The 12,325-nt window shown below is 63.8% G+C and carries 13 protein-coding genes; 7 read left to right on the plus strand and 6 right to left on the minus strand.

Features of this window, described 5'->3' with window-relative positions; genetic code table 11:
- Nucleotides 1-45: 45 nt before the first annotated feature.
- The 7 genes from K414_RS0121225 (at nt 46) to K414_RS0121260 (ending at nt 6,106) form a co-directional block, all read left to right on the plus strand.
- A complete protein-coding gene (locus K414_RS0121225) occupies nt 46-1,074 on the plus strand; it encodes a LacI family DNA-binding transcriptional regulator (protein ID WP_027497767.1) in 1,029 nt (342 codons plus the stop codon).
- A gap of 115 nt (nt 1,075-1,189) precedes the next feature.
- The gene (locus K414_RS0121230; protein ID WP_027497768.1) at nt 1,190-2,059 is read left to right on the plus strand and encodes an ABC transporter permease; all 870 of its coding nucleotides are present in this window, start codon (nt 1,190-1,192) and stop codon (nt 2,057-2,059) included.
- Nucleotides 2,060-2,093: 34 nt separating this feature from the next.
- A complete protein-coding gene (locus K414_RS0121235; RefSeq protein WP_027497769.1) occupies nt 2,094-3,122 on the plus strand; it encodes an ABC transporter substrate-binding protein in 1,029 nt (342 codons plus the stop codon).
- Nucleotides 3,123-3,131: 9 nt separating this feature from the next.
- Nucleotides 3,132-3,941 carry an ABC transporter ATP-binding protein gene (locus tag K414_RS0121240; protein ID WP_027497770.1) on the plus strand — a complete coding sequence of 270 codons (810 nt, stop codon included), beginning with the start codon at nt 3,132-3,134 and terminating at the stop codon, nt 3,939-3,941.
- A 269-nt stretch (nt 3,942-4,210) separates the two neighbouring features.
- Nucleotides 4,211-4,780, plus strand: a complete 570-nt coding sequence (locus tag K414_RS0121245) for a GPR1/FUN34/YaaH family transporter (protein WP_051365212.1) — start codon at nt 4,211-4,213, stop codon at nt 4,778-4,780.
- A 120-nt stretch (nt 4,781-4,900) separates the two neighbouring features.
- Nucleotides 4,901-5,698 (plus strand): hypothetical protein, encoded by a 798-nt coding sequence (locus K414_RS0121250; RefSeq protein WP_152530458.1) that lies wholly within the window; start codon nt 4,901-4,903, stop codon nt 5,696-5,698.
- Nucleotides 5,699-5,890: 192 nt separating this feature from the next.
- A complete protein-coding gene (locus K414_RS0121260; protein WP_027497773.1) occupies nt 5,891-6,106 on the plus strand; it encodes a hypothetical protein in 216 nt (71 codons plus the stop codon).
- 33 nt (nt 6,107-6,139) lie between these two features.
- Here K414_RS0121260 and K414_RS0121265 read toward each other — a convergent pair whose 3' ends face one another.
- The 6 genes from K414_RS0121265 to K414_RS0121290 form a co-directional block, all read right to left on the minus strand.
- Entirely contained in the window at nt 6,140-6,958 is an 819-nt protein-coding gene (locus K414_RS0121265; RefSeq protein WP_027497774.1) for a CoA ester lyase, read from the minus strand.
- Nucleotides 6,955-8,118: an acyl-CoA dehydrogenase family protein gene (locus tag K414_RS0121270; RefSeq protein ID WP_027497775.1), complete on the minus strand. Its 1,164-nt coding sequence runs from the start codon at nt 8,116-8,118 to the stop codon at nt 6,955-6,957. Before K414_RS0121270 ends, K414_RS0121265 begins: the two co-directional genes overlap by 4 nt.
- 24 nt (nt 8,119-8,142) lie before the next feature.
- Entirely contained in the window at nt 8,143-9,513 is a 1,371-nt protein-coding gene (locus tag K414_RS0121275) for an MmgE/PrpD family protein (RefSeq protein ID WP_051365214.1), read from the minus strand.
- Nucleotides 9,510-10,727 carry a CoA transferase gene (locus K414_RS0121280; RefSeq protein ID WP_027497777.1) on the minus strand — a complete coding sequence of 406 codons (1,218 nt, stop codon included), beginning with the start codon at nt 10,725-10,727 and terminating at the stop codon, nt 9,510-9,512. Before K414_RS0121280 ends, K414_RS0121275 begins: the two co-directional genes overlap by 4 nt.
- Nucleotides 10,724-11,272, minus strand: a complete 549-nt coding sequence (locus tag K414_RS0121285; RefSeq protein WP_027497778.1) for a MaoC family dehydratase — start codon at nt 11,270-11,272, stop codon at nt 10,724-10,726. The genes K414_RS0121280 and K414_RS0121285 overlap by 4 nt, the downstream gene beginning before the upstream one ends.
- Before the next feature lie 131 nt (nt 11,273-11,403).
- A complete protein-coding gene (locus tag K414_RS0121290) occupies nt 11,404-12,138 on the minus strand; it encodes a FadR/GntR family transcriptional regulator (RefSeq protein WP_027497779.1) in 735 nt (244 codons plus the stop codon).
- Between the last annotated feature and the right edge of the window lie 187 nt (nt 12,139-12,325).

The following is a 12,325-nucleotide window of genomic DNA, read 5'->3' on the forward strand; positions in this document are numbered from 1 at the left end:
AGTGCGACCGTCGATCACAACGATTTCGCAGGGGGTGAGGGGTTTATGGCGGCAGTACGACTCAGCGATGTGGCTGCGGCGGCCGGCGTCTCGCAGGCCACAGCGTCGCGGGTGCTCAACGGCTCGTCACGAGTGCCCGGCGAGGGTGTGGCCGATCGCGTCCGTGCAGCGGCGGCGGATCTCGGCTATATCGCCAACGCGCAGGCCCAGGCGCTGGCTCGGTCGTCGACCGGACTGATCGGGCTCGTGGTGCACGATGTGGCCGATCCGTACTTCTCCTCCATCGTTCGCGGCGTGCAGAACGAGGCGCGCGACGCAGGCAAACTGGTGCTCCTGGCCAGTACCGAGCGCGATTTCGCTCTCGAGCGGCAGTCGGTCGCCACCTTCATCTCGCACCGCGCCGATGCCATCATCCTGGCCGGCTCGAGGCAGAGCGGCGACTTGGACCGAGCGTTGGGACAGGAGTTCGCGGCATACCGCGACAACGGCGGCAGGGTGGTGGTGATCGGACAACCGGTGCCGTTCGCCTCTGCGGTCGAACCGGAGAACTTCGCCGCATCTGCAGCTTTGGCGCAGGCCCTGCACGAGCACGGCCATCGTCGCTTTGCCATCATCGGCGGCCCTGGAAACATCCGGACCTCAGCCGATCGTCGCAACGGCTTCGTCGAGACGCTGTGCACATACGGCGCTACACCGGAAATCGAAGTGGCCGGGGACTTCTCGCGAGACGGTGGCTACAGCGCCGCGCGACGCCTGGCGGCTGCACTCGAGCTCTCCCCCGGCCACGGCGTTCCACCGTGCGTATTCGCAGTCACCGACGTCATGGCCATCGGAGCAATCGCAGCCTGGCGTGAGCTGGGCCTGAGCGTGCCGGAAGACGTCTGCATAGCCGGGTTCGACGATATCCCCACGCTGCGCGATCACTCCCCGAGCCTGACCACCGTCGCTCTCTCGTTGGTGGATATCGGCGAGCGAGCCGTTCGACTCGCCCTCGATCCGGAAAGTCACCCGGGAAGCCGGGAGTGGGCACCGGGCACCGTCGTCCTGCGGCGTAGCACCGCTCTGAACAGCTGATTGTCCGAATTGCTTGACACTGTGGGCGCGATCACACTACGTTGGGCGTCAGCTTCGGAAAGCGCATTCCAGCGGGAGTAGACGGACCCGCCTCCTACTAGATCGAGGACTCCATATGACGACAACATCGTCGGTCGAAGTCCGTTCTGCCACCGCGTCGGTTCCTCAACCCGCACCGACCCGTCGTCGACGGTTCCCTTCGCTCCGCAATACCTGGTCCGGCCTCTGGCGACCCCTGGCCCTCGTGGCCGTGCTCATCGCCGCCTGGTGGGCCGTCACCGCCTCCGAACTCGTTGCGCCCTATATCCTTCCGTCACCCGGTGACACGTGGTCGACGATGGTGGACAACGCGTCCTACCTCGCCGGTCACACCTGGGTGACCACCTACGAAACCATCGCCGGCTTCGTCATCGCCTCGGTGGTCGGCATCGCCGTCGCGGTGGTTATGATCTACTCGTCCTCGATCGAGAAGACGATGTATCCGCTCATCCTGTTCGCGCAGGTGATCCCGAAGATCGCCATCGCGCCCCTCTTCGTCGTGTGGCTCGGCTTCGGCCCCAGCCCCAAGATCCTCGTGGCCGTTCTGATGGCGTTCTTCCCCATCGTCATCGCCGGAATGGCGGGACTGCGTTCCGTCGATCCCGAGATCCTCGAACTCACCTCGACCATGGGTGCGAGCAAGTGGAAGACGTTCTGCAAGGTTCGTTTTCCCGCGTCGTTGCCCCAGCTGATGTCCGGCCTGAAGATCGCCGCAACACTCGCAGTGACCGGAGCGGTGGTCGGCGAATTCGTCGGTGCCAACGAAGGTCTGGGGTACGTGATCCTCCAGGCCAACGGAAACATCGACACAGCAATGCTTTTCGCTGCACTCATCATCATGTCTCTACTGGGAATTCTCCTCTTCCTGATCATCGAGATCGCCGAGAAATTCCTCATCCCCTGGCACGCATCGCGTCGCTCCACCGCGTCCGTCGGCGCTGTGTGACCGCATGCTCTCCCTACATCGAAGGACACATTCCATGAAGCTCAAGAACGTTCTGGTGGCGACCGTCGCGTCGTCCGCTCTGGTACTCGCCGGATGCAGCGGAGGAGGTGGCGGCGAGGAAAAGGCCCCTGGCACCGACGGTGAGACCACCGCGACCTCGCTGATGCTCAACTGGTACCCCTACGGCGAGCACGCCCCGTTCTACTACGGCGTGCAGGAGGGAATCTTCGCCGAGCACGGTATCGACCTCACCATCACCGCCGGACAAGGATCCACCAAGACAGCCCAGGCTGCGGGCTCGAACCAAACCGACTTCGGCTGGGCCGACACCGCGGCCGTGATGTCCAACATCGACAAGGGCGTGAAGGTCAAGAGCCTCGGCGTATTCCTGCAGACGACGCCGTCGGCTGTGCAGGTCTACGCGGACGGACCGATCCAGACCACCGCCGATCTCGCAGGCAAGACCATCGCCGTGTCCGCCGGCGACGCCCCCACCACCACATTCCCCATCTTCCTCGACCGCGCCGGCGTTTCCGAGGACCAGGTTCAGCAGCAGAGTCTGGACTCCGCAGGCAAGATCGCCGCAATGCTCTCGGGTCAGGTCGACGGTCTCATCGGCTTCGCGCACGACCAAGGGCCCAACATCGCGAACAAGTCCGGACGCGAGATGCGCTATCTCCGCTACTCCGACGAGGGCCTGAACTTCTACAGCAACGGCCTCATCGCCAACACGTCGACCATCGAACGCTCCCCCGAACTCGTTCAGGCCATGGTCGACGCCACCCGCGAATCGTTCGAGGCAGCCATCGCCAATCCTGAAGCAGCCGTGGCATCGATGGTCGGTAAGGACCCGCAGACTCCGCCGGAGTCGGTGTTGCTGCAGCAGTGGCAAGAGACGATCCCACTGCTCACGACCGAGAACACCGAAGGAATGGCACCGGGCGTCAACAGCGACCAGGACTGGGCCAACACCATCAGCATCCTCAGCGATGCCGGACTCACCGAGACCGGAGCCGAGGCGTCGACGTACTGGGACTCCAGCTTCACCTCCAACGAGGAATGAGACGCAATCATGAACGCCATCACCAGTGAACGGCCGACAACGATGACCGACACCGCGGTATCGGTGGACAACCTGACCGTCCAGTTCTCCTCCAAGCGAGGTGACGTCACCGCTCTCTCCGACGTCGACCTCCAGGTCGGCAGGGGCGAATTCGTCTCCATCGCAGGGCCGTCCGGCTGCGGCAAGTCCACCCTTCTCAAGGTGGTCGCCGGTCTCACCGGTGCCTCTCGCGGTTCGGTGGAGCTGGCAGGCAAGGAGGTGCACGGCCCCCAGCGCAACATCGGTTACGTCTTCCAACGCGCGGCCCTGCTGGAATGGCGGACGGTGCGGAAGAACATTCTGCTGCAGGGTGAGATGCGCGGGATGAACAAGAAGGCGGCGGCCGCGAGGGCCGATCAGCTCATAGAGATGACCGGGTTGACCGGTTTCGAGGGGGCACTTCCCCATGAGCTGTCCGGCGGTATGCAGCAGCGCGTATCCCTCTGCCGTGCATTGCTTCACGAGCCCGAAGTATTGCTCATGGACGAGCCTTTCGGAGCGCTGGACGCCCTCACCCGCGAGAAGATGAACGTCGAGCTGCACCGCATCTGGCGGGAAACCGGGACGACGGTCATGCTCGTCACCCACTCCGTCGCCGAAGCGGTCTACCTCGCCAACCGAGTGGTCGTCATGAGCCCACGGCCCGGACGAATAGTCGATATCCTCGACGTCGACCTTCCTGTGCATCGGGACTACAGCGCAACGATGGAGAAGCCCGAATTCATCAGTGTCGCGAACACTGTGCGAGATCTACTCGGAGCGACGACGAGCGCGGATTGAGTGCCATTGCCGCATTCGGCCCTGTAGACCTGTTCGGTCTACAGGGCCTTTCGTCGTCATGGTGGCAGATATCGAAGGCCGGTCATGTGTCGTACCTCGAGTCCGATCCCTCATCCGCGGCAATAGCTACCCCCCACGACCTATCCTTGTGGCCAGGTATCGGCGGGGTCAGCTATGGGATCTGCGGTGTTACGTTGACGCGCATGACAACTACACACGTGAACGATCATGAATCTGCAACCGCCACAACTAATCTCGAACCACCCCCGGTGGCGGATCCCGCGCTGATCGGCGTCCCGACCTTCCTGGCCGGCTCCATCGCGCTGGGACTCGTACTGATCGGCTATGTGCCCGTGGAGGCAACCGGCGCGTCGATCCCGATCATCCTGGCCGCGACAGGAATCGGCCAGCTCGTCGCCGCGATCTGGGCCGCCAGCCGCGACCAGAACGCCGTAGCGAGCGTGTTCGGTATCTTCACCGGCTTTTGGATCAGCTACGCCCTGCTCGTACTTGGTCTGACCAACAACTGGTTCGGGGTAGTCGCCGAGGACGCAGTACAAACACAGAAACTCTTCCTGCTGACCTGGTTGATCATCATCGTTCTCCTCACCATCGCCAGCATCCGACTCCCGTTCGCCTTCACCCTGCTCTTCACCCTCATCGACTTCGCCGTGCTCTTCGTCTTCCTCGGTGCCGCCAACAGCAGTACAACTCAGACATCCATCGGCGGTTACCTGGTGTTCTCCTTCGTCGCGGTGGGCGCGTACCTGTTCCTCGACTCGATGAGCCGTGCAACCGGTGGACGAGGTCTGCCACTGGGTCGCAGCGTGCTGCGCTGACACTCCGCGTCGGGGCCTGCAACATCGAGCTCGCCGCAAGTTCCGTTGCTGTCCGTGGCAACTCATTTTTCCTGTGCTGTGTTCGTGCCCTCCGACCGAACAGAGAACAACCTCGCTCGCGTGATCCCTTTGTTCGGCCGCAAAGCATCTCGTGAATCCACCGAACTCGGACAGTCGGGCAGCACTACCAGCTACAACGCCGACGTCGAGCCGGCGATCGACCGGATGACGCCCCACGACATCGAGCTCGCACCACCGACCGCCGAGGACGAGTTCGCAGCGCTGACCGCATCGCAGCCGATAGCGCAGCTTCGTTCGCTCCTCGGCTGGCTCGGGACGTCACGACCGATCACCGGCACAGGTGTTCCGCGACCTGGGTCGGTCAGCGAGCTGGCGAAGGCCGTCGGTGTGGATCTGGACCCTCGTGCACTGAACTCCCGTTCCATGCGCGACATCCCCAACTTGATGACACTGTGGGATGCGGCCACGGCAGCCGGATTGATCGAGCTCACATCCACCACAGCGTCCCGCGGTCCGAGCGCCCACGAGTTCGCCCACTCACTGCCCGGCTCCTTGGCCGCCCACCGGACGGCTCTCTCGCACGCCGTCCGCCGCTACTTCGTCAGCCTGAACCCCCTCAGACCGTCGGAAACCGCGGATGTGGTAGCCGGACAGATCGTTCTCGCCGCTATGACGAGCGCTCCGCGCAAGCGGCTTCCGGAAGTCGGCCCGCTCGGTTCCGGGGACCTGTACGAGCACATCAATGCATCGATCCTCCTCGGCCTAGTGGATCAGTTCATCACCGACGGGTGGCTGGTCTGCGACGGCAATTACGTAGTGCCGCAGCCATTTCGCCCAGCCATCCTGGATGCGATGAAGTCACTTTCGTACTACGAAAGGAACGACACCGGCCGATGATCATCACCGGATTGTTCTTCGCCGAAGGACGGCACACCTTCATCCTCAGTGCCGGTGGGGCCACGGCGAGCGTCGGGTGCTCGGGTTTTCGGGCCGATCGGGCCGCTTCCATGTGACTCTTGGCCCTACGGTCGCCCGTTGGCATCGATGGACGATGAACCTCTACGCAGCAGCAGAGGGAAGGCGAATGCGATGTCCGCTACCGATCGAGAGCACACCCACCGCACGTCGACACGTTCCACACCGGGAACCGGAGGTGAGGCGGTGTACTTCTTCGGCGGCATCGGCAGTCTGATCTTCTGGTGGCAGGCCGCGTCAGGTTTCGGCGAACACCTTGTCGCCGTGCTCAAGTCGTTCGTCTGGCCGGCGTTTCTCGTCTACCAGGCCCTCGGAGCGTTGGCCGGGTAACCTGTTGCCGCAGTCTCGAATCCACCGAATCGGCTATCGCGACGCGGCCCGTTCCACGACCCGTCGGGCGGTTCGGGCCACTGCCTCGTCGATCAGGAATCCCTTGCTGTCCACAGCCACACCCGAGGTGGCACGTTCCAAGCCGGCCAACAGTTGCTCTGCCTCGAGAACTTCCGACTCCGACGGCACGAACACCGTTCGCACAGGACCGAGTTGAGCCGGATGAATACACGCACGCCCGACGAAACCGAGACCGGCCAGAGTGCAAGTATCGGCCTCGAACGCCTCGGCATCGCGGAAGTTTCGCGACACCGCAGCAGGCGGTGGATCGATCCTCGCCGCCACGCTGGCTGCGACCACCTGAGCCCGCACGAACGACAGTGATTCCGCGGAACCGTCGACGCCCAGATCCGCGGCGAGGTCCACTTCCCCGATTTGGAGAAACTTGACCCGAGGAGCACGGGCGATCTCGAGAGCGGCGAACACTCCGGCGGCCGTCTCGATGAGAGGCGAGACCACCGCGTCACTGCCACTCAGTAGAGCGTCGGCCTGTTCGATCTCACGGGCAGACGAGACCTTCGGCAACCAGATACCGGTCAGGTGCGGGTGTAGCACCGCACGAATATCGTCCTCCTGCAACGGCCCTGGGTTGACCCGCACCCAAATCTGCACGTCACCCGGATCGCAGGCAGCAACCCACTCGGCCACCGTCGCGCGGGCGTGATCCTTGTTCGCCGCGGTGACGGCGTCCTCGAGATCCAGCACCACCGCGTCGGTGCCCGATGCCAGTGCTTTGTCGAACCGCTCCGGCACGTCCCCGGGTACGTAGAGGTACGTCAGAGCCGACCTCATCCGATGACGCCCGTGCCCGCGACGAGGGACTTGGCAATGACGGTACGCATGATGTCGTTGGTGCCCTCACCGATGGCCATCAGCGGCGCGTCGCGGTAGAGGCGCTCGACGACGAATTCCGTGGAGTAGCCGTACCCACCGTGGATGCGCATGGCTTCGAGGCTGGCGGTGATGGCGGCTTCGGAGGCGAAGTACTTTGCCATGCCGGCTTCCATGTCCACCCGCTTACCTGAATCCGCCTGCGATGCAGCCCAGTACGTCATCAGACGTGCGGCCTGCAGCTGGGTCGCGATGTCGGCGATCTTGAGCTGGATCGCCTGGAACTCGGCGATGGGCTGACCGAATGCGGTGCGCTGCTTGGCGTATTCGAGCGCAGCGTCGTAGGCAGCCTGCGCGATGCCGACGCTGCGGCCGGCGATGTTGAGACGGCCGATCTCGAGACCCGACAGTGCCTGCTGCAGACCGCGACCCTCGACGCCACCGAGCACTGCGTCGACGGGGACCCGTACGTCGGTGAACGTGATCTCACACGATTCGGTTCCCTTGTAGCCGAGCTTGCCCATGTCGCGCTGGACCTCGAACCCGTCGGTCGTGGTGTCGATCAGCAACAGCGACATGCCCTTGTGTGCCGGTGTAGTCGTGGTGTCGGTCTTCACCAGTACCGGAAGCACATTCGCGTGCCGTGCGTTGGTGATCCACGTCTTGGCACCGTTGACGACGTAGTGGTCGCGGTCGCGCTTGGCGGTGGTCTTGATGCCCTGCAGGTCGGTGCCGGCACCGGGCTCGGTCAGACCGACACCCGTACGCCATTCACCCGACGCGAGCTTGGGCAGCAGAGTCTTCTTCTGCTCCTCGGTGCCGTGCTTGCCGATCATCCAGCACGAGAGGTTGTGGCTGCCGAGAATTCCGGCAACGCCCATCCAGCCGCGGGCCAGCTCCTCGTACACCAGGGTGAACGAGACCTTGTCGAGGTCGAGGCCGCCGTACTCCTCCGGCGTCGTGATCCCGAACAGGCCCATGGCCTTCATGTGCTCAACGATCTCGGTGGGGTATCGACCCGTCTTCTCCCACTCGTTCGCAACTGGGATGATTTCCTTGTCGACGAAGGTGCGCAATGCTTTACGGAAGGCCGACTGCTGCTCGTCGTACGTGAAGTCCATGATGATGTCCTGTCGATTGAAGTATCAGGGTGCCGGCGCGATGGCTGCGGCGAGATCGAGGATGGCGGTCAAGTCGGTTTCGTCGACCAACCCGAGGATGCGGTCGGCCAGCTCGGTGGCACGAGAGTCGTTGCCGCAGTTTCCGAGAAACTTCTCCAGCAGGCGGTCGTCGCTCAGCGGGAATCCGGCGGATCCCTGACTGCCTCCGACGGAGGCGTCGAGCACTCGTCCGTCGGTGAGCGTGAGAACCGCCCTGCCCGACGCGGCGGCCGCGGGAACCTCGGACGGCAGGTTCGTCACCCGCACCTTGCGGGCGGTGACGAGGACGTCCTCGCGTGCGATGGATTCGTCGGTGTAGGTCGAGACGGTGATGGCGCCGTCGTGCAGTAGCGCGGCCACACTCCACGGCAGGTCGAACTTGCCGTCGTAGGTACTGCGCGGTGAGGCGACGCCCGTGTTGGGTCCGCAGACGAACGGACTCGAATCGGGGTGAACGAACACCTCGATGTCATCCACATCGCTGGCCTGAACTGCGTTGTCGCCGATCGCTTCCGACACCGCATCGAGCGTCACGTGCATGAGCTGGCAACTCGGATACGGCTTGATGCCGATCCGCGTGGCCTCCCACCGCGTACCGAGTCCCTCGGTCAGTGCCGCAAAATTCGTCGGCCGATCGGTCAGCGCAGCGTAGATGCCGCGTCGACCTTCCAGCACCGACGACGGGCCTGTCGCACCGGCGGCCGCGAGCCGAGCGGCCAGAACACCGTTCATACTCGCCGATCCGGGATGCAGCGCTTTGGTGTCGGCGTCGGTATCGAGGAACTCGAGCAGCCCCGAGCTGGACGACCCTGCGATCCCCAGGGCGTTGACCAACGTCTCGGTGTCGAACTTCGAGAGATGCCCGGCAACGAGCGCAGCCGTCAACGGTCCCACCGCTGCAGTGGCATGCACACCCCGGGCATGAAACCCGTGCGGGCTGACTTCACCGAGGCGGCAGGCGGTTTCGAGCCCGAGAGCTGCGGCGGTCAGCACATCGGCACCCGAGGCCGACACTTGCTGTCCGACGGCGAATGCCGCAGGAAGCGATACCGCCGTCGCGTGCACCAGAGCGCCCGCATGCGTGTCGTCGAAGTCCAGAGAGTGCAGCATCACCCCCGTCGCGAAGGCGGCTGCCGGCGCGGACAGTCCGCGGGTACCCGTGAGTGGACGGGCTTCCTGCGGCCCACCCAGGGCGTCGGCCACCGTCCAGCCCGGTCGGCCGTAGCCGAGGCGTTGGGCCGCAACGGTATTACCGACGCCGTCGAGCAGGTGCCGCGCGGCCGCGTGCCGGACGTCCTCGGACAGATCGGCAAGGGTGACACCCGATGCCCACTCCGCCAGGATCGTCGAGGTCACGCCCGCACCTCGTCTTTCGCCGTACCGAAGGCACCCTCCGCCTTCAGTTTCGCGACGCGCTCGTCGTCGTAGCCCAGTTGGTCGCGCACGATGTCGTCGAAGTGCTCGTTGCGCTGCGGCGCTCGGCGGTACTGCTTGGCCTCGGATCCGAAGTTGACCGGGGAGGCGACCTGGCGCACCGTGTCGTACACCGGATGCTCGGTCTCGACCACGAGATTGCGTGCGATCGTGTGGGGTTCGGTCAGTGCGTGCTCGACGTCGTTGATCGGACCGGAAGGCACCCCGGCCGGGCCGAGCTTCGAAAGCCAGTGATCGACGGTATTGGTGGCGAACACCTCTTCCAGGATCGGCAGCAGCACGTCCTGATGCTTACCGCGCAGCGAGAAGTTGGTGAACCGTGGATCGGCACCGAGGTCCGGCCGGTCGATGGCCACGACGAGCCGGTCCCAGAACTTCTCTTTGGCACAACCGACGATGAGCCAACCGTCCGTTGCCTCGAAGGCCTGGAACGGAACCAGCGAGGGGTGCGCCGAGTTCTTCGTACGGATCGGCTCGAAGCCGGCGTTGAGATGCCACGTCGCGGGGTACGTGAGCAGTGACATCGCCGTGTCGTACAGCGAGACGTCGCAGTCACCGCCGATGCCGTCGCGTCGGGCAGCGTGCAGTCCCGACAGCAGCGAGATCGCGGCGACGAATCCACCGGAGTAATCGACCAGCGACAGACCGGATTTCGTGGGCGGGCCGTCCGGGTCGCCGGTCACACTCATCCAGCCGGCGAGACCCTGCAGAATGTAGTCGTAGCCAGGTTCTTTCGAGCGCGGGCCGGTCATGCCGAACCCGGTGAGGCTGCAGCACACGATCGCGGGATTGAGATGCTTGAGCTGGTCGTAGGTGATGCCGATCTTCTCCGGAACGTCACCGCGGAGGTTGGAGTACACGGCGTCACTGGTGCGGACGAGGTCCTCGAACACCGCTCGGCCACTCGGGGTCGAAAGGTCAAGGGAGAGTGAACGTTTGTTGCGATTGAAGCTCTCGAAGAACAGCGAGTCTTCACCCTCGTTGTAGGGCGGGACGTAGCGGCCGACGTCACCGCCGACGCTGGGGTCCTCGATCTTGATGACGTCCGCGCCGAGGTCGGCGAGGTGCAAGCTACCGAACGGGCCTGCGCCGTACTGCTCGAGGGAAATGATGCGGACGTCTTCGAGTGGCCTCATGCGTCGGAATCCTTAGTCTGGGGAAGTTCGAGCGGGCCGTTCTGCGCTTCGGGGAAGTAATTCTGCCCGATGCCACTGTCGCGGGTGGCGACCATGACCGAGCGCTTCCACGAAATGACCTCGACACCATCCTGATTGAGGCCGCGGGTGATCATCGAGACGATGCCGGCGTAGGGGCGTGACTCGGACTTGCGAAGCCCGGTGCAGATGCTTTCGGCGTACAGGGTGTCGCCTGCATAGACCGGGTGGGACATCTTGATGTCGGTGAAGGCGAGGTTGGAGATCGCGTTCTGGCTCATGTCGATCACCGAAAGTCCTAGCACCACAGAGACTGTGAAGCCGGAGTTGACGATGACCTTCCCATCGGTGATGGGATTCTGCGACGCCAGATGCGCGTTGAAGTGGTTCTGGTTGGTGTTGAGCGACAGCAGCGTGATCCACGTGTTGTCGGTCTCCGAGATCGTCCGCCCGAAGGGATGTTGGTAGACGTCCCCCACGGTGTAGTCGTCGAAGAAGCGCCCCAGAACGGCCGGATGGATTGCCACCGTGTCTCCTCGTGTCGGTTTGGCGAGTGCCTTACCTAGACCATAAACATCAGATGTTTACGGCGTCAAGGGTTCAAGAAAACCGGTAATCAGCAGACTTCACCTGAATCGACTCGGTAAAGAGCAGATGTTTACGGATTACGAAGTCGATCCATCTGTCGGTACGAGTCACCGAGGTGGTCGAGATGCTTACGCATCAGATCCATGGCGGCCATCGAGTCACCGGCCTGCACCACGTCGAGCAGTCCGCGGTGGTCGCTGTCGACACACTGCCAGAACCCCTCGGGTGCATGATCGCGGCCGAATCGCCCGGACAGGACACGGAAGACGGGTGCGGTGATGAGCTCGAGCAGAGGGTTGTGGGCTGCGCGGAGCAGGACGAGGTGGAATTCCTGGTTCTTGGCGAACGTCTCGGGTCCCTGCACTTGATTGGGATCGAAGATCGTCGCGTTGAGCTGCTCGAGATGCTCGTCGGTGCGGCGAAACGCAGCGATGCCCGCGGCCGGAACCTCCATCAGGTTGCGGACTTCCATGAGCTGGTCGACGGTGACGGTCTCCGCGGCGGCCATCAGTGCCACACCGGTTTCCAGATGCTCGCTGATGTGCCCCACGCTGGGGACGGCAACGAAGCTACCTCCGGTGACTCCCCGGGTCGTCTCGATCAGGTTCTGGCTGGCCAGGGACCGCAGGGCTTCACGAATAGTGCTACGCCCGACGCCGAATTCGGCGGTGAGCTCGGCTTCGCCGGGTAGCCGCTCTCCTGGCTGCAGCTCACCGGAGAGAATGCGGCTCCGAAGATGGCCGGCGAGAACCGCATACGCGGGGACACTCTTGGCGGTCGCCTTGAGCGGAGCCGATTGGGCCACGTCTTCCCCCTGATGTCGCTCGACTGTTCCTACTGACCGGTCGGCTCGAGCTTAGCCTGGCCGATGCCCCGAGATGCGGAGATCGCAACCCTCGATACATCCGCTTTTTAGCAAGGAACCGCGCATACCGACCCGGATCTAGGCCGATATCTGGACAAAGCCGACGCAATACATCAGAGGTATTGCT

Source organism: Rhodococcus sp. JG-3 (assembly GCF_000482405.1).
GTDB lineage: Bacteria > Actinomycetota > Actinomycetes > Mycobacteriales > Mycobacteriaceae > Rhodococcoides > Rhodococcoides fascians.